Origin of the sequence: Leifsonia soli, assembly GCF_013408745.1 — a bacterium.
Classification (GTDB): Bacteria; Actinomycetota; Actinomycetes; order Actinomycetales; family Microbacteriaceae; genus Leifsonia; species Leifsonia soli.
The window spans coordinates 2,658,696-2,677,029 of the sequence record NZ_JACCBJ010000001.1 but is presented as its reverse complement, the minus strand read 5'-3'; the positions used below and the strand labels follow the sequence as shown (position 1 = coordinate 2,677,029).

General features: G+C 72.2%; 12 protein-coding genes. 3 read left to right on the top strand and 9 right to left on the bottom strand.

All coding sequences use genetic code 11. The annotated features are described in order from the left end of the window. Nucleotides 1-692: 692 nt before the first annotated feature. The 4 genes from BJ963_RS12930 to BJ963_RS12915 form a co-directional block, all read right to left on the bottom strand. A complete protein-coding gene (locus BJ963_RS12930) occupies nt 693-2,828 on the bottom strand; it encodes a sigma-70 family RNA polymerase sigma factor (RefSeq protein ID WP_179457091.1) in 2,136 nt (711 codons plus the stop codon). Between the two features lie 47 nt (nt 2,829-2,875). Beyond that, nucleotides 2,876-3,343 (bottom strand): hypothetical protein, encoded by a 468-nt coding sequence (locus BJ963_RS12925; RefSeq protein ID WP_179457090.1) that lies wholly within the window; start codon nt 3,341-3,343, stop codon nt 2,876-2,878. A gap of 221 nt (nt 3,344-3,564) precedes the next feature. Next, nucleotides 3,565-4,002 (bottom strand): hypothetical protein, encoded by a 438-nt coding sequence (locus tag BJ963_RS12920; RefSeq protein WP_179457089.1) that lies wholly within the window; start codon nt 4,000-4,002, stop codon nt 3,565-3,567. A gap of 155 nt (nt 4,003-4,157) precedes the next feature. Next, nucleotides 4,158-5,759: a LuxR C-terminal-related transcriptional regulator gene (locus tag BJ963_RS12915; RefSeq protein ID WP_179457088.1), complete on the bottom strand. Its 1,602-nt coding sequence runs from the start codon at nt 5,757-5,759 to the stop codon at nt 4,158-4,160. A 173-nt stretch (nt 5,760-5,932) separates the two neighbouring features. On the opposite strand from BJ963_RS12915, the gene BJ963_RS12910 reads away from it, so the two are divergent. Continuing rightward, nucleotides 5,933-6,550, top strand: coding sequence for a hypothetical protein (locus BJ963_RS12910; protein ID WP_179457087.1), 618 nt, complete (start codon nt 5,933-5,935; stop codon nt 6,548-6,550). Between the two features lie 17 nt (nt 6,551-6,567). Here BJ963_RS12910 and BJ963_RS12905 read toward each other — a convergent pair whose 3' ends face one another. From BJ963_RS12905 to BJ963_RS12890, 4 genes are all read right to left on the bottom strand, one after another. Then, complete coding sequence (locus BJ963_RS12905) at nt 6,568-8,166, bottom strand: LuxR C-terminal-related transcriptional regulator (protein ID WP_179457086.1); 1,599 nt, start codon at nt 8,164-8,166, stop codon at nt 6,568-6,570. Nucleotides 8,167-8,385: 219 nt separating this feature from the next. Further along, on the bottom strand, nt 8,386-9,255 hold the full coding sequence (locus BJ963_RS12900; RefSeq protein WP_179457085.1) for a hypothetical protein: 870 nt from the start codon (nt 9,253-9,255) through the stop codon (nt 8,386-8,388). A 67-nt stretch (nt 9,256-9,322) separates the two neighbouring features. Further along, complete coding sequence (locus BJ963_RS12895) at nt 9,323-9,688, bottom strand: UBP-type zinc finger domain-containing protein (RefSeq protein WP_179457084.1); 366 nt, start codon at nt 9,686-9,688, stop codon at nt 9,323-9,325. Further along, the gene (locus tag BJ963_RS12890; protein ID WP_179457083.1) at nt 9,685-10,971 is read right to left on the bottom strand and encodes an amino acid permease; all 1,287 of its coding nucleotides are present in this window, start codon (nt 10,969-10,971) and stop codon (nt 9,685-9,687) included. Before BJ963_RS12890 ends, BJ963_RS12895 begins: the two co-directional genes overlap by 4 nt. A 110-nt stretch (nt 10,972-11,081) precedes the next feature. Between BJ963_RS12890 and BJ963_RS19420 the strand changes: the two genes are divergently transcribed. Further along, nucleotides 11,082-11,207, top strand: coding sequence for a hypothetical protein (locus BJ963_RS19420; protein WP_281363853.1), 126 nt, complete (start codon nt 11,082-11,084; stop codon nt 11,205-11,207). A gap of 84 nt (nt 11,208-11,291) precedes the next feature. Here BJ963_RS19420 and BJ963_RS12885 read toward each other — a convergent pair whose 3' ends face one another. Continuing rightward, nucleotides 11,292-12,038 carry an SDR family oxidoreductase gene (locus BJ963_RS12885; protein WP_246298057.1) on the bottom strand — a complete coding sequence of 249 codons (747 nt, stop codon included), beginning with the start codon at nt 12,036-12,038 and terminating at the stop codon, nt 11,292-11,294. Between the two features lie 205 nt (nt 12,039-12,243). On the opposite strand from BJ963_RS12885, the gene BJ963_RS12880 reads away from it, so the two are divergent. Beyond that, complete coding sequence (locus BJ963_RS12880; protein ID WP_179457082.1) at nt 12,244-18,315, top strand: DUF7507 domain-containing protein; 6,072 nt, start codon at nt 12,244-12,246, stop codon at nt 18,313-18,315. Nucleotides 18,316-18,334 lie beyond the last annotated feature (19 nt).

Here is an 18,334-nt window from a genome sequence, read left to right as displayed (position 1 = left end):
TCCGCCGACACGGAGGAGATCCCGTCACAACGCCCCGGGACCTCCTCCGTTCCCCGCGCTCTGCCGGCGTGCCGCTTCGGATCTCCTCCGTTCCTGTCGCGGCCGGGAACGGAGGTTGCGGTGGCCGCCGCGCTGCGTCGCCGCGAGGAACGGAGGGGATTGCAGGGAGACGGCTCGGGAGCTCCTCCGTTTCCCTCGCGCTGCCGGAGTGTCGTTTCGGATCTCCTCCGTTCCTGTCGCGGTCGGGAAGGGAGGTTGTGGTGGCCGCCGCGCCGCGTCGCCGCCGGAAACGGAGGGGACCCCGTTACGACGGCCCGGGACCTCCTCCGTTCGCCGCGCGCTGCCTGCGTGCCGTTCCGGATCTCCTCCGTTCCTGTCGCGGTCGGGAAGGGAGGTTGCGGTGGTCGCCATGCCGCGTCCCCGCCGGAAACGGAGGGGATCCCGTTACTACGCCCGGGGACCTCCTCCGTTTCTCGCACTCTGGCGGCGTGCCGTTTCGGATCTCCTCCGTTTCCTGTTGCGGTCGGGAACGGAGGTTGCGGGGGTCGCCGCGCCGCGTCCCCGCCGCAAACGGAGGGGATCGCAGGGAGACGGCCCGGGAGCTCCTCTGTTTCCCGCGCGCTTCTGGCGAGCGTCGCGGATCTCCTCCGTTCCTGTCGCGGACGGAGACGCGGAACGGGGACGGAGGCGGGTCAGGGGAGGGTGACGGGCACGTCGCTGAGGACGCCGTGGCGGCCGCCGACGAGGTACACGACGCCGATGCGGTGATCGCCGGCGGTCCAGCCGTACAGCTGCGACGCATCCCCCGCGCCATCGAGCGTGAGCGTGTACGGCGACGGCTCCCCGTCGGCCCACACCTGAACCGTGGTGCCGGGGATGCCGTGCACGGTGATCGCCACAGTGTCGGGCGACCCCGCAGCCGTGACGGAGGCCACGATCGCCGCGCCCACGAGCGGCACGGACTCGGCGGAGACGTTGCCCAGCACGTCCGTCTGCCGGGCCGACAGGCTGTAGTCGGGGGAGATCGCGATGAGCTCCGGCGATGTCCATGCGCCGCTCGCGTCGGCCGTGACGGTCGCGACGGCGACGCCGTGGTCGGACACCACGACCGTCGCGCCGGGCTCGGCCGTCCCGGTCAGGATGGGCGCGAGGCGGTCCGCGACGGCACCGGACCCGGTGTCGGCGCCGACGATGACCGGGGGCAGCGCGGTGCGGTCGACCGCGATCCGCACGGACGTGGGCGCCGAGGTGAGGCCCGCACGCGTCTGCGTGACGGAGAGGTCCCACGCGCCGTCGGCGAGGGCGCTCAGGTCGGCGTCGAGGGCCCAGCTCCCGTCCGATGCGACCGTCGTGCGTCCCAGAACCGGCGCGGGGGAGGAGGCGAGCGGGCTGCTCGGGTCGGCGGCCGATCCGGTGACCGCGATCGTCGCTCCCGCCTCGCCGGTCCCGGCGAGAGGCAGCGTCGTCGCGGCGGTCGCCCGGCCGGGCGGGAACGTCGAGGCGACGACCGGCGCCGCAGGAGGAACAGCCGGCGGCGTCACCGGCGGAACCGCGGGAGGCGCGACGACCGGAACGGACACGGCCGGCACCCGCGGCCCGGCCGGCGTCGACGGGCGCGAGGTGCCATCCGGCGCCGGATCGGGTTCGGGGGCGTCCGGGACGGCCGGCGCCGGCGAGGTCACGGGCGCCTGCTCCGCGGGCGCACCACCGGCTGACGCACCGGGCTCCCGCGGAGCCGTCGCCGACGGGGCCGTCCGTGGCTGGCCGGCCGTCACATCCTGTCGAGGGGATGCGAAGAGCTGCGGCCCGAGGACGACCGCGCCGACGACACCGGCCGCCGCCGCCACTCCGACGATGGTCGCGCCGACGCCGAAGGCGGTTCCCTGCGTTCCGCTCCGTGCCCCGCGGCCCGTGCGCCCCGCCGGAGCCGTCCCGCCGGAAGGACCACCGCCCCCGGCCGCAGCACCCCCGCCGCCGCCGGACCCCGGCGAACCCCCGGCCGCCTGCGAACCCCCGGCACCCGCGGCCGCCCCGCCGGACCCCGCCGCAACCGCCGCCCCGGGGTGCAGGCTCGCCGCGTACGCCGCCGCCCCGCCGATGCCGAGGAGCAGTGGCAGCAGCACGAGCGTCAGCCGCGAGCCGACGGTGCGTGCCTCCGCCGCGACGATCGAGCACTTGGCGCATTCGGCCAGGTGGCGCTCGAGGCGCGCGGTCTCGCGCTTTCCGAGCCCGCCGCGGCTGTAGGCGCCGAGCCGCTCGGTGGTCCATCGGCAGTCCGATCCGTCCGGGCTCGCCGCGATGTGCGCCTGGATCCACGCCTGGCGGAGTCCTTCGCGCGCCCGGTAGGCGAGCGCGGCCGTGCCGTTCGCGGTCAGGCCGAGCAAGGGCGCGACGGTCGCGGGGCTCATCCCCTCCACCTCGCTGTACCAGAGCACCTCCTGCCAGCGCTGCGGCAGCGAGCGGAAGGCTCGGGCGGTCAGCGACCGGTCCAGTGCATCCATGCTGGCGGCCTCGGTCGTCTCCGGGTCCTCGATCGTGGTGGCGTCTTCGATCGGCAGGTCACGCCGGGCACCGCCCCAGGCCGCGGCGACATTGCGGATCGTGGTGAAGAGGTACGGGCGGAAGCCGGCGGAGGGCCCGCGACCGTCGCGCACGGCTTTCAGGATGCGGACGTACGCCTCGGCGACCACGTCGTCCGGGTCCTCGGTGCTGAACGAGCGCGCGACGGTGCGCCCCGCGGACGCATGGCGACGCCACAGCTCCGCGAACGCGTCGTCGTCGCCCGCGCGCGCGAACGCGACGAGATCCGTGTCCGAACGGCCGGACACGGAATCTCTCTGATCGTCGTCGTGCACGCTGTGCTCGCGCGGGCCGGTCAGCAGACTCCGGCGAGTGCCCGCCGCCGGAGGTCGGTCGGCTCGTGACGTGCTCCGCCGACGCAGACGAGGAAGAGGAACGGGGCGCCGTCCCACGGCACGCGGATGCTGCTCGAGACGCCGTCGGCGCTGTCGACCAGCACGTCGTCGGGGAGCGGGTGGAGCTCCAGGCGGCGCCCGGAGCCGTCGGTCGCGAGACCCTGGACGGCGACGGCGAGGTCGGCGAACCGCGGATCGTCCTCCTCGACGGCCCAGCCGGCGAGCGGCCGGCGGGTGTCGCGGCTGATCGGGAGGATGGCGAAGACGGCCGCGGCCGCCTCCTCCGGCGAGACGTCGACGCTCAGCGACCGCGTCCTCTCCAGCAGCGGGGCGTTGGCGGAGGCGATGGCGAGCCAGTCTCCGGGCCGGAGGCCGTCGAGCAGGGCGAGCAGGGCGCCGCTCATCGGCGGCGTGAACGGGTCGGGCATGACAGGGGCTTTCTGTGTGCACGCCGAGAGCACCCGTCGGGTCGCGGGCGCTCTCGGCGTCGATCGGGGTTCGGGTCTCCCGGATTCGGCACCGTTCGATCGGCGTCGATCTGCGCGGCAGCGTTTCGGGTCGCCGCCGGCGGCGCATGTTCGGGTCATGCACCACCTAAGAGATCGCGAGAATCCGGAATCATGACGCCGGTTCGCGAAAATTCTTCCCGTCATCGGCCGTCCCTCGTCGTGGCCGGTGCGGACAGGATGCGCGCGAGATCGTCGCTGTGCAGGCGACCGTCCTCCACCACCGCGCCGTCCGCCACGCAGCGCCGGGCCAGTTCGTCCTCGTCGATGCCGGCGAGCGCGGCGATGTCGCCGAGGAGCATCCATCCGGCTTGGGCGCGTGTCCGGATCGTCTCGCTGCGCACAGCGAGCTCGGCCGCCAGGAGGCGGGCCGGGTACCCGGCGCGCAGCAGGGCGCTGATGACCTGGCGAGTGAGGAGATAGGCGGCGCGCAGGTGCGGGCCGAGCGCCTCCTGCTCGTCGGCGTGCGCGTTGCGGAGGAGGACGGCCAGGTGGTCCGGCAGCGCCCGGTGCCACCGCGCTGCGGACGACGCGTCGAATCCGGGGTGACGCAGAGTGGGGGCGCTCTCGTCGATGGTCATGTGGTTCCTCGGGTCCGGGAGGGGTGAGCGGGGGTGCAAGGGAACGCTACGTGGCCAGGCGGCGCCGTCGGAGCGTTTTCACCCTGCACTCACCCCGCGCTCACCCCGCTCACCCCGCTCACCCCGCTCACCCTGCTCACCCCGCGCACCCCGCGTCAGTCGCGCTCGACGAGCAGATTGCGGGTCAGCGCCACGGCGATGGCGTCCTCCCGGTTGTTGACCCCGAGCTTTCGGTAGACGCTCCGCAGCTGCGACTTCACGGTGTTCGCCGACACCACGAGCGTCGCCGCGATCTCCGCGACGGACCCGGTCGTCAGCAGCTGCCCGAGCACGGCGAGTTCGCGGTCGGTGAGCAGCAGCCCGGGCTCGGCGACGGGCAGGAGGGAGCGCAGCGGAACATCCCGCGTCACGCGCCCGTAGCCGACATCGTCGAGGGCGGCGGCGACCCGGCCCAGATCGTCCTCCGGCAGCAGCGCGAGCGCCAGCCGCTGCTCGGTCCGCTCCAGGAGGGCGCCCAGATGCTCCACGACGCCCCGCGTCCGGGAGGTCGGGGCGAGCCGGAGCAGCACCGCCGCCTCCAGCGCCGCCGCGTCGGCCGTCTGCCGCGCGGTGAGCGGCCCGCGGACCGCAGCACGGAGCTCGGTCAGCGCCGAGCCGTTCCGGCCGAGGGAGACGTGGACGCGCGCTCGGGCGATGTGCTGGTCGGCGCCCGCGACCGTGTCCCGCTCGACGATCACCCACGCGGCGTCGGGATTGCCGAGGGCGAGCTGCTGGAGGGCCCGCATCCGTCCCAGTTCGCTGCGCACGGCGGGCGACCGCGCCTCTCCTGCCCGCATCGACGCGTACGCCTCGAGCCCGGCCAGGGCCTCGCCGGGTTTGCCGTCGACCAGCAGCGCCAGCGCTTCGACCTGCGCCACGGCCACCCAGTGCTCGATGGTCCGCCGATCGTGTTCCATCGCGCCGAGATGGACACGCGCCGTGTCGGCGTCCATCCGCTCGAGCGCGAGCATCGCCTCAGCGAGACGGTAGAACGTGCCGATGTACGTCCTCCGCTGGCGGTCCGTCCACGGGCCGGTCCGCGCGTATTCGACGTGCGCCCGGGCTTCGGGGAGGTCGCCCTGGAACGCGTGGATGCCGGCGAGCATCGCCAGGTTGCTGAACCCGGGGGAGGGCGCCGTCGTCGGGGAGGCGGCGAGCCCCTTCGAGAACGTCTCCATCGCCTGTTCCACCTGGCCGGCGTAGTACAGGGAGACGCCGACCTGCGAGTAGATCCGCGGAAGCTCGGTGAGCTGCTGGCGGTCGTCGTCGCTGAGGCGGTCGAGCGTCGCGACAGCGGCCGTCGCCGGTCCGACTGCGAGGCCCGGACGTCCGATGAGCCGGTAGGCGCTCGCCTCCGCCGACCGGATGAGGGCGCGGTCGACCGGGCTCACCGCGGCGTTGCGCGGAGCCCGGGCCGAGCGCACGGCCGTCACGAAGTAGCGCAACGCCCGAACGCGATGGAAGCCGAGCCCGTTGTATGCGATACCGAGCAGCATGGCGAGCAGCGGATGCCCCCGGAGCTCGGAGGCGGGGATGCGCTCCAGCAGCAGGCGGGTGGCCTCGCCGTGCGCGCTGAGCAGCTGGAACCATCCGGTGCGGACGGCCGCCGTCGCGGCATCCCAATCGCGGGCGTCGATCGCGTCCGCGAGCCCCTCGAGCGCCGCCCGGTCGACGGACGACCGCTCGGACGTCGCGTCGCCGTCCATCTCGTCGCCCACTGATCCTCCTGAGTCCATCATTCACCCCGTGCCGGGCGCGTCGCGCCGCTGGGCCACCTCGATGTACGCAACGCGTCCACCATCCTTCTGTATTCGCCGATCGGGCGGTCGAGCCCGACGGGCCGGCCGGAAAACGGGCAAGATGAAATGCCTGCATTCGAGAGGGAGGCACCATGGCGACGGAACCGAGCCGACGGCCGGGGCGTCCGGGGGCGCGGCGGCTCAGCACGCGCACGCTCCTCATCATCGCGGCGTTCGGCGCGCTCGGCGCGCTCCTGCTCATCCTGGTCGCGCCGGTCACCGCCATCCTGGCCGCGCTCTTCCCCCCGGCCTACGCGGTCGCGGCGGGCGTGCACAGCATCCTGCCGTTCCTGGCGAGACGGCTGGTCGGCTTCCCGTGGGCGACCACCATCGCCTTCTCCCTGGTGGGTCTCCTGGCGATCGGCTTCACACCGCTCGGCGCGCTCATCCTCGTCCCGCTCGTCGTCGGGGGTGCCGGGTTCGACGTCACGCTGCTCGCCCTGGGGCGTCGCGGACCGCTCCGGCCCTGGCACTACGTGTTGGGGGCGCTGGTCACGGCGGTGCTGCTCTTCCTGGTCTCGCTGCCGGTCATGTCGCCGGACGACCTCGCCGTGCCGATCCTGCTGCTCACCCTGCTCGGACGGATGGCCGGGCAGCTCGCCGCTGCCGGCATCGCCTGGCTGCTGGGCGACCGGGTGCTCCGTGCCGGCATCATGCGGGCGCCATCGGGCGAGCGCGGCGACGGCGGGGAGCCCGTGCTGCATCCCTGAGGCCCGGCGCACGGCGGTCACTCCCGCTCCACGAACAGGTTGCGGTCGACGGCGATCGCGATGGCCTCGTCGCGGGTGGAGACCCGGAGCTTCCGGTAGACGCTCCGCAACTGCGACTTCACCGTGTTCACCGACACGGTGAGTTCCTCCGCGATCGCGCTGTGCGATGAATGCCGCATCAGCGTCGCGAGGACGGCGGTCTCGCGCGGAGTCAGCGTGACCTCGGGCCCGGTCGGGTGCACCAGAGCGACGACCCGGTCGAGCGCGAGCGTCTCGCCGTATCCCAGTGCGGCCAGCGCGTGCGTCACGCGGGCGACATCCGCCGCGGGCAGCAGCGCCGGCGCCAGGAGCAGGCCGCTCCGCTCGACGATCGCACCGAGGTGGTCGATGACCGATCGCGCGCGGTCCTCGTCCGAGAAGCGCAGCAGAGCGGCGGCCTCCAGGGCGACCGCCTCGGCCCGCCGCCGCGTCGACAGCACCCCGTCCCCGAGGGGCCGCAGCTGCTGCAGCGCCGCGCCGTGCCGCCCGAGCCAGAGCTGCGTCCTGGCCGATCCGATGCGCCTGTCGACCTCCCCGGCGTCGCGTTCGAGCACAGCTTCGGCGGCTTCGGGATGCCCGAGAGCCAGTTCGAGGACCGACCGCGCGGGCGCGAGCGCCGCCCGCACGGCCGCTGCACGGCCCTCGGTGCCTCGGGCCGCCATCGACTGGTCGAGATGGGCGAGGCCCCGGCCCGGGTGACCGGCGACGAGCTCCAGGCTCGCCGCCGTCACGACGTACGGCATCCAGTGCGGTGTGGTCCGCAGGTCGACCGCCGCGTCGGCGAGGTGCTCGCGCGCCGCGTCCTGGTCCAGGTCGTCCAGCGCGAGGATCGCCTCGGCGACGCTCAGCAGCATGGCGTCGTCGTGACGCAGCCGCGGAGCGGACGAGCGGGCCGTGCGGATGTGCTCCCTCGCCTCTCCTCCGTTGCCGTTCCTGGCGTGCAGCAGCGCCAGCATGACCACGTTGCCGAGCGCCGGCCCTCCCGAAAGCGGATGCGCGTGCGCCAGGCCGCGCTCGAACGCGGTCAGCGCCTCCGCGCTGTTGCCGGTGTAGAGCAGGCTGATTCCGGCCTGCGCGTGGAGGCCGCCCACCGTGTCGATGTTCCTCACGTCGGCGGCGCTCAGCTGCTCCAGTTCGGTCGCCGCGCCGCGGGCTGCGGCCGCAGCACTCTGGGAGCGGCCGAGCGCGAGGTGCGCCTGGGACTGGTCGGCCAGCATGATGGCCCGGTCGATCCGCCGCAACTCGCGGCCCCGATCGCCGAGCACCTCCGCCGTCTCGCCGACGCGCCGCAGACCGCCGATGCGGTGCGGGAGCTCGGTCGGATCGTCGTGTCCGGCCAGCAGGGCGAGCAGCGGCCGTTCGCCGAGCACGTCAGGGGGTAGGCGCCGGAGCGCCGTTGCGCGGTGCGGGACCGGCCCGGCCACCAGGTCGAACCAGCGGCGACGGGCCACCTCCGTCGCGTCGTCGGGTCCGGACGACGCGAGGGCGTCATCCAGTTCGGACCAGGCCTGATCGAAGAGCGTGCGCTCCCCGGGGTCGGTCGGGCGTGCTTCCGTTGTGCCTTCTGCTCGTTCCACGAGCTGTCCTCCGAAGATCAGGACGCGCGTCCGCGCGGCCGAGCCCGGGAGGATCCGGGCGCCCGCGCAGAGGGGCCGCCCTTCTCCGGGTCTCAGCAGCGCGGGTCGGCGCGTCGGCTCACGCCCAGGGCGGGCGCCATTCGAACCGGCGCGACACCGAAACAGGTTCGGGCCGCTGCTGTGAGGGGAGGCGGCGTGCCTCCCTCCGGAGGAGGGGAATCAGCCGGGGCTGACGTCGTGGTCGCCCGGCGGGGCGGAGGAGGGTCGCGTCGAGCGCGCGGCGCAGGACGTGTCATGCACGGCCGGGGGCGGCATCCAGGAGTCGACGGGCTCCGCTGCGGACCCCGGACCGCCGGAGCCCCCGGACGTCAGCACGCCTTCGGCGGAGGCGGCGGGCCCGAACGAGGGCCCGTGCACGGGCGCGTCGCCCGGCATCGCGACGCTGGAAGCGGCGGCCGAGGAGGGGGCGGGAGCCGCGGCGGGGAGGGCGGATGCGGCCGCCGGCTCCGCGTCGGAGTTCGTCGGGGTTGTTGCCGCCGCCGGCGGTGCCGGTGCGGGTGTCGGTGCGGCCGCCGGGTCTGCCGCCTCTCCTGCGGCGGGAACGGGCGCGGCGGCCGGAGGACCCGGCTCGACGGGCGGCGGCGGAGCGGACGGAGACGTCGTTCCGCCGGTGCCGGTGACTCCGCCGAGCACGCCGTCGACCGCGCCGACGACCGATCCGGTCGGAGTCGGTCCGAGCAGCGTGTCGACCACGCCGCCCACGACGGGCAGCGAGGTGACAACGGGATCCACGGCGCCCGTCACCGGCGCGAGCACCGAGCCGACGAGTCCGCCGCTCGACGATCCCGAATCGCCGCTCTGCGGGGTGGCCGCTCCGGGAAGCAGGGCCCCGACCGTCCCATGGACGACCGAGCCGAGCAGCGAACCCTGGGGCGGCGGGGCCTCGTCCGCGGAGGCGGGAGCGGTCTGGAACAGCAGCCCGAGAGCGGTGAGCAGCCCCGCGCACGCGAGCCCGAGCAGGGCGAGCCGCAGCACGCTCCGGCGGGAGCCGGCGGCAGCGCGCGGAAGGGATTCGACCAGGTCGGTCACCGATCCCCCCTTCGCTCGTCGCTGATCGGGACTATAGCGAATATGATCCCGTCGCGGTGGAATCCGGCTAGCCGCGCTGCTGCAGCTGGCGTTCCCAGTCGTGCGGGACGCGCTGTACCGGCCCGGGCACGCCCTGGTCCTCCGGGTGGCTGAGCGGCGGTGCGAGCGTCGGGCCGCCCACGAATGCCTGGCGGCGGTAGTCCCAGAACCAGTCCTCGCCGGGTTCGTAACTGCGGATGATGGGATGCCCGGTGGCCTCCGCGTGCTTCGTCGCGTGGGTGTTCAGCGAGTCGTCGCAGCAGCCGATGTGACCGCAGGCGGCGCACCGGCGGAGGTGCAGCCACCAGCTGCCGGTCTGCGTGCACTCGACGCATCCCGGACCCGACGGCGGGACGCTCGGGTCGATGGGGTGCGTGCTGGCATGGTCGGTCATGGGATCTCCTCTTCGCGCGGCGGTCGCCGGGCCACTCGCAGTCGGACGAAACGGTAGCCGATCCCGATGGCGATCACCACGATCCCGGCGACGATCGCCGGAACCGGGAGGGTGGCGACGAGCACGACGCATCCGACGGCGCCGGCGACGGCGAGAAGGCGCGGGTACCGGCGGTGGGCGCGGTCCTGTGTCCAGGCGGACGCGTTGGCGATCAGGTAGTAGAGCAGCACCCCGAACGACGAGAAGCCGATGGCGCCGCGCAGGTCCGTCACCGCGACGAGCACGCAGACGACCAGCCCGACCGCGAGCTCGGCGCGGTACGGAACCCGGAAGCGCGGGTGCACGGCCGCGAACCAGCGGGGTAGGTCGCTCTCGCGGGCCATCGCGAGGCTCGTCCGCCCGATGCCCGCGATCATCGCGAGGAGGGCGCCGAGGGCTGCGGCAGCCGCTCCGATCCGGATGACGACGCCCGGCCACGCTGCACCGCTCGTGTCGGCCACCGCTCCGAGCGGTGCGGCGACGTCCGCCAGTCCCGCAGCGCCGAGCGCGTGCAGCGTCGAGACCGCGACCAGCGCGTAGAGGACCAGCGCGATGCCGAGGGCGGTCACGATGGCCCGCGGGATGGTGCGCTCGGGCTCCACCACCTCCTCGCCCATGGTGGCGATGCGGGCGTATCCCGCGAACGCGAAGAACAGGAACCCGGCCGACTGGAGGACGCCGTAGCCGGTGACCTGCGGCCCGGGTTGCGAGGCGCTCGCCGCGGTGTGCGTGAACCCGATGACGACCGCGACGGTGAGGGCGACGAGCGCGATGGCGACGAGGATGCGCGTGAGCAGCGCCGTCCGCGTCACGCCGACGCTGTTGACGAGGGTGAGCACCGCGACCGCCGCGATGGCGACCGGCTTCACCCACGGACCGGGCACGGCGTAGGTGGCGAACGTCAGCGCCATCGCCGCCGAGCTCGCCGTCTTCCCGACGACGAACGACCACCCCGCGAAGAACCCGGCCCACGCGCCGAGGCGCTCGCGCCCGTACACGTACGTCCCGCCCGAGGTGGGGTACTGGGCGGCGAGCTGTGCCGACGAGGTCGCGTTGCAGAAGGCGATGAACCCGGCGATCACGAGTCCGACGAGCAGCCCGGCCCCCGCGGCGGCGGCAGCGGGGGCGAAGGCGGCGAACACCCCGGCGCCGATCATCGAGCCGAGGCCGATGCTGATGGCGTCGCCCAGGGTGAGCCGCCGGGCGAGGGCGCCTCCTCGATCCTGGCGGGATGCGGCGGTCACGGTCGCAGTGTACGGGAGGCGTATGACGGGGAAGGAACGGCCCCGATGGACCTCGACAGCGGAAGGGCGTACCGTCGCGCGGTCAGCACAGAAACGGAAGGACAACGCACATGAGCGACGAGAAGAACCGTCCGGACGCGGACGATCTGCCGGACGGCTCCGGCTCCGACGGCAACTCCCCCGAGCCCGGCGAGGACACCACTTCCGGCGGAGGCGCCGAGGACCCCTCCCACTAACCCTCCCGCCCCCGTCGAGTACGCACAAACTGCACGCTGTGGAGCCCTACAGCGTGCAGTTTGTGCGTACTCGACGGGGGTGCGTCAGCGGCGGTGGACGGGGCGCACGCTGAGGGACTCGACGGTGCCGGTGGGGGGAAGGTCGACGGCGGTGCGGACGGTCGCCGCGACCATCTCGGGCGTGATCGTGTAGGTCGTGTCGTAGTCGAGACCCTCGCGCGCCACGAGCGCACGCTGCATGTCGGTGTCGACCCGACCCGGGTGGATGCTGCTGACCCGCACGCCGTGCGGACGCTCCTCCTCGCGCAGGGCGTCGGTGAGTGCGCGCAACGCGAACTTGGATCCGGCGTAGACCCCGCCGCCCGGCCCGCTCGAGAGCCCTGATCCGCTGTTGATGGCGACCACCAGTCCATGCGCTGCCCGCAGAGCCGGAAGCGCGCGCCGCGTGAGAGCGGCGACCGCGAAGACGTTCACCTCGAACACGTGTCGCCACACCTCCGCGTCGGTCTCCTCGATCGTGCCGCCGTCCTCCACGCCCGCCGAGTGCACGAGCACGTCGAGTCGCTCGGGCAGTGGCGGAAGGGACGTGCCGGACAGGTCGGCGACCAGATCGGCCACGTACGGCTCCGCCGACAGCAGCTCGGCGACCACGGCATCCACCGCAGCGGCATCCCGCCCGCCGACCAGGATGTGGTGCGTACGCCCGAGCTCGACGGCGATGGCCCGGCCGATGCCGCGCGTTCCTCCGGTGATCAGAGCCTTCGGCCGCAGGGGCGGCTCGGGCGGCTCGGCGGAGTGCGCCGAAGGAAGCGTCGCTGGGTGTACTGCCATGCCTTCGACCTTACGGCCGATGCTCGAACGATGCGGAGCCGCCAGGTGGCGACGGCCGGCCACGCCTGCGCGTAATGCGTCTATTGGAATTCCAATAGTCAAGCCACTCGTAATGAACCGGTGATCTTCCACGTCTCCATTAGTGGGCCCCCGCACACGGCACCGGCCCGCCGAACCCGTCTCGTGGAGCAAGGAAGTCGAAAGCGTGAATGGTCTGATTGGCCTGTCCCCCCTGGAGAACGACGCGCCATGTCGTCGTCGAAGCCGATGGCGCGCCGCCTGCGCGGCCGTCCTCTCCCTCGTGCTCGCGGTCACGGCCGTCGTGGTCGGCGCCAGCCCCGCGTCTGCAGCGGGCGACGCGCGTCTGCAGGTTGTCGCCACGGCGATCGATCCTGCGACCGGAGCGGCGATCTCCACGACGGGTCCCGGCCGATACGGCGGAAAGGTCGGATTCAAGGTCGACTTCTCGTGTCTCGTCGCCGAGTGCGCCGGCGCGACCGTCAGGCTCGACCCGACTCAGCTCGACCCGAACCTCAACCACTACCGATTGCTGAACCAGTCCGGTTTCGTCCCCCCGACGATGGGTGCGACGATCAGCGGCTCGGCTGCGGCGGGGTACACCGTGGCGCTCGGGGACCTCGCGGCGGGGCAGTCCGGTTCGTTCACGGTCGAATACTCGCAGGCCGCCCGCCCCGGCGACCACCTCGCGCGGCGCGACGGGCACTACAACGGATGGGCGGTGGCGAACTTCCCGATCGGTTTCCCCATCGTCCAGCGGGTGACGGGCGACGCCACGACGTCCGCCGGTCCGCTGAGCCACTCGTCCGAGCCGGTGCTGTGGGAGAACACCGTCCCGACCCCCGGCCTCGCGCAGTCCGGTATCGCGGGTCAGTACGCGACCGACACCGACTACACCTACAAGCTCTACATGGCGAGCGGATGCACTTCCCGCGTGTACAACGGCGCCTGGGGCTCGGTCGTCGCGTCGCTCGAGAGCCTCTGCGCCGAGAAGTACGAGGTGGTCCACCGCATTCCGGCGGGCGTCCAGTTGGTCGCGGCATCGGGCGACCCCGCCGTGTCCGGATCGATCGACGACGGGTTCGTCCTCACCTGGAAGCGCGACCGCTCGGATTGGGCTCCCACCGACAATGCGGAGCCCGGTTGGCAGTCGCTGTCCTCCAGGAACGAGGACAACGCCGCCTCGCCGCGCACGGTGACCGTGCGCTTCCCCAGCACGAGCTTCGCTCCCGCCGGGAAAGACTGCGACTTCACGGCGGTGACCGGTGCCTGGCGGACCGACCTCACCGTCGGCTACATCGGCATGCCCGGTGAGGAGGGCGTCGTGAAGAATTCGACGATGGGCGGCGGCCCGACGACCGTGCGCTGCACTTCGGAGCTTGCGAGTCCGTTCGGCAAGGCGGTGGCGGACGCGAAGACGTCCACATTCGACGGAACGGCTCGACTGTCCGACGGAGATTCGCCGATCGTGGTACCGCGTCCCGGAGAAGCGGACAACGAGAAGCAGTGGCAGGTCACCGTCGGCAACCAGGCGAACATCCCGGGAGTGGCGGTCGTCACCGATGACAAGCTCGACCTCCCGGACGCTCCGGTGCACCGCATCGAGACGACGCCGGCCGGAGCGAGCGTTGCCTGGACGGCGACGAACGGCACCGAGACCGTCTCCGGCACATCAGCCTCCCCGGTGGATGCGCCCGCCGGCTTCCGGTTCGCTTCGGCGGTGGTCTCCTCGCCGTCACTGGCCGGGCCGAACACGACGTCGGCCCAGGCGAAGCGCACGAACTTCAGCGTCGTCTACAAGTACCGCGTATCGTCGACGGCGCCCCCGGGAGAGCGCCGCACCAACGAGGCCTCCGCGGTCATGACCTATCCGAGCGACTCCACGGTCGACGACATCGCGCTGAAGGTGCCGTCGCACACGATTCGGTTCGCGAAGCCGTTCGGTAAGGCCGAGGCCGCGAAGGCCTCATCGGTGGGGACGCTGACCGACGGCGAGTACCGGTACACCATCCCCACGGTGGGAACCGCCGTGGCGAACTGGTCGGTCGACGCGCACAACCGCGGAAACGTGCCGGGCAGGGCCGTCATCGAGGAGGATGTGCTCCGCGGCCCTGGCGGCCTGCCCGTGACGACCGTCGCGGGCGGGTACCACAACGGGAGCGCGTGGGTGGGATCCGCCTTCGCTCTCGAGTACACCCTCGACGATGGAACGAAGGGAACGGCGGACGTCGCCGCAGGAGAGACCTTCGCGGCGCCGGCCGGCCGGGCTCTCGCCTCGGCGCGGATCACCACACCCGAGCTGGCGGCCCGCAACTCCGATCCGGAGAAGAACGATCAAACGATCTTCCGGGCGAACTTCGGCTATGTCATACCCGCCACAGCCCAACCGGACGCCGTCTGGAAGAACACGGCCACGGTCACCATGACGTATCCGGACCACCCGTCGCTCGATGACATCTCGAAGGAGGTGTCGGCGACCGTCCGTCTCGTGGGCGCCATCTCCACGTTCAACGCCTCCGTCGTCCGTCAGGCGCTTCCCGGCGGCGCCACGTCCGCCGGGCCGGCCACAACGGTGACCTACAGGGTGTCGGGAAGCACGTCCGGGGTCCCGGCCAGCCGCACGATCACGTCGCAGTACGTCTTCGTCGCGCCGGAAGGCTGGGTGATCGTGCCCGGTTCGGCCTCGTTCGCGCCAGGCACGGTACCGGTCGGCGTCCAGTTCTCCTACCGGACGGTGACACTGGACGGCGTCGCGCGCCAGGCGGTCGTAGCCGAGTGGCCGGCCGGAACGGCCACCGCGAAGAACGTCGGCCTCCCCGCCATGACGGTCGCGGCCCGGCCGGGCGTACAGGTCCCGACCGGGACGCTCAGCAGACCGGACGCGTTCATCGGCAACTCGGGAGACCCGGTCAGCACCGACGTGTTCGCCACGCCGCTGGTCGATGCACCGGACGTCGATCGCGACGGCGACACGACCGAGCGGTTCGCGAGGGCGAACAATGCCGGTGCCGGCACGACGGTCGCCCTCCAGCCCGGATTGCAGGTCCTGAAGGAGATCTGCCTGCCCGACCGGGGTGCAGCTGACGGCTGCGAGTGGATTGCCGATCCCCGGCACCCGGTGGGTGTCGCTCCGAACTCCACGAGCATCAAGTACCGCTTGTCGATCACGAACATCGGCAATGCGACGCTCGGGGATGTCGTCGGCTATGACGTTCTGCCCTACCCGGGAGACACCGGGACGAGCGACCAGACCGCCGCGATCCAGCGCGGGAGCACGTTCCGCCTCTCGGTGAAGTCGGTCACGTCTCCGACGAACGGCTCCGAGGTCGAGTTCTCGACATCGACGCAGCCCTGCCGCTCCGAGGTGGATGCTGCCGTGCCAGGGTGCGCGGACGACTGGAGTGCCACCTCCGACGGCGCACAGTCGATCCGACTCTCCAGGCACGGGGACTTGGCCCCGGGGCAGCGGATCTCGGTCGAGTACACGGGCGCTGTGCACGATGCGCCCGCCAACGGGGCGATCGCCTGCAACTCCTTCGCCGTCAAGGCGGGCAGCCTGGCCACGGTCTCCGAGCCTGCCGCTGTCTGCGCGACGATTCAGGAGACGGATCTGCGGATCGCCGCGGAACCGACCGATCTGCAGGTGGGTCGTCCAGGGGTGCTGCCGTTCACGGTCAGCAACCTGGGTGGCGCTCCCTCCGCCATGGGCAAGGTCGTGGTCACCATCCCGAAGGGCGTCACCGTAACCGATCTCGCCCCGGCAGGGTGGACCTGCACCGCCGTCGACGGTGCGGGCGATCCCGCCTTCGGCACGGCGGTCGGCCCGGCCACGCTGACCTGTCAGCCGGGAGCGGCGTTCACCATGGACGCTCCGGTCGCGCTCGATATCCCGGTGATCCCCACGTCGCCCTCGTTCACGGTGAGCGCCGAGGTCGCTGGCCAGATCCACGACGGCGACCTCACGAACAATGTCGCTGAGGTCGCACTCAAGCCGGTCGGTGCCGTGAGCGGACTTCCCGTCTCCAAGAACGACGGCGTGGCGCAGGCGGCCCCCGGCCAGGAGCTGACCTACACGATCACCGTGCGCAATCCCCTCGCGTACGAGGCGCTCCCCGGTGTCGAGCTGACGGATGAACTCCCGGCCGATACCGAGTTCATCTCCGCCTCGGACGGGGGCTCGAACAGCGGTGGAACGGTGTCATGGAGCCTGCCCGAGATCCCGGCCGGCGGGCAGATCGTCCGCAGCGTCACCCTGCGGGTGCTTCCCACCATCGGCACGAAGGAGATGGTGAACACGGCCCGCGGAACCGCGCCCGACCCTGTGCCGGGAAGCAACGTGACGATCACGGGCACGGGCGAGGACCGCGACCGAGTGATGACACGACCGGAGCTGTCAGTCGTCAAAGACACGGTGCAGAAGGAGTTCGGCGCCGCCGGCCAGGTCATCACCTACCAGTTCACCGTGCGCAACTCCGGCGACGTCACCATTCGCGACATCGAACTGGATGACCCGCTCCCCGGCCTCACTCCGGTGAAGCCGACGTGGCCGACCACGTCCGGCGTGCTGGCGCCGGGCGAATCGGCGACGGCCAGCGCCACGTACCTGACGACGCAGGACGACGTCGATGCGGGCACTCTGGTGAACACGGCAACGGCGACGGGCGAGGCGCCCGACGGATCGGCGGTCGAGAAGTCGGTGACGCACACGCTTCCCGGCGTCGGGTCCGCTCACCTCCTCTTCGACAAGTCCTCCTCGGGCACCCCGACCAAGGCGGGAGACGTCATCTCCTACACGTTCACCGTCGAGAACGACGGTGGAGTCACGCTTCACGACGTCACGGTGACCGATGTGATGCCAGGACTGTCGGAGCCGAAGTTCAGCTGGCCGGGGAAACCGAACACCCTCGCGCCCGGGACGAAGGCGACCGCGACGGCGAGCTACACGGTCCGCCAGTCCGATGTCGACGCGGGCCGGGTGGTGAACAGCGCGACCGCCTCCGGCACGCCGCTGGTCGGTGCGTCGGTCACGGCCGAGGACGAGGTGACCGATCTGATCGACCGGAAGCCCGGGATCTCGCTCGAGAAGCGGGTCGCTCATGAGGAGGGCACGCGCGGCGCGGTCGGTGACCGGCTGCTCTACTCCTTCACGATCGCCAACACGGGAAACGTGACGTTGAGCGACGTGGGCATCGTGGACGAGCTGCCCGGGCTGTCTGACATCGACGACACCTGGCCGGCCGAGAAGAATGTGCTCCTGCCGGGTCAGTTCGCGACCGCGACCGCCGAGTACACGATCACTCAGGCCGATGTCGATGCGCTGACCGGCGTGGTGAATCACGCCACCGTGAACGGCACCGCGCCGGACGGGACCACGGTAAGCGATGAAGCGTCCGCGCCCGCTACGACGCCCACCACCGCCGCCATCCAGATCGTCGAGGAGGCGACGCTGAAGTCCACGGGCGCCCCGCGCGCCGGCGACATCGTCGAGTACCGGTACGGCGTGACCAACGTCGGCGACGTCACTCTTCACAACGTCCTGATCGATCCAGCCGTGTCGAAGGCGGCGGTCGCGGATGCGTCGCCGCGCACGCTCGCGCCGATGCAGGAGTTCGGGGTGTCGGAGGAATACCACCTGACGCAGGCGGACATCGACGCCGGGTCGGTCCAGCACGAGTCGACCGTGAACGGAATCGCCCCGGATGGGCGGGTGGTCACCGACGACGACAGTTCGACGGTCCTGCTCCTCCAGGCTCCGTCGGTCGCCCTCGTCAAGACCGGGGCGCGATCCGGGTCGGTGCTCGGTGCGGCGGTCGGTGACACGGTGACGTACACGTTCGAGGTGACGAATACCGGAAACGTCACCCTGAACGACATCGCGATCGCCGATGCGATGCCGGGGCTCTCCGAGGTCGAGTATCCGGACCCCGAGGACGACGGCACGCTGGCTCCCGACGCGGTGCTGAGGGCGACGGCCACCTATACCCTGACCGCGGCCGATATCGGTGCCGGTTCCGTCACCAACACGGCAACCGTCACCAGCGATCGCGGCGCGACGGCGGAGGACACCTTCGTGCTCCCCACCGCGGCGATCCCGATCCCGCCGGCACTGGCCGACGCGATCGACGCGACGGCCCGTGTGCTCGCCAGTACGGGAGCGCAGCTCGCCTATGGAGCGACACTCGCTGCCCTTTCGTTGGCGGCGGGCCTCGTCCTCCTCGTGGTTCGCCGGCGGCGGGGAGAGGACGCGCGGCGCCCGTGAGAAGGGCGCGCACGCGAGC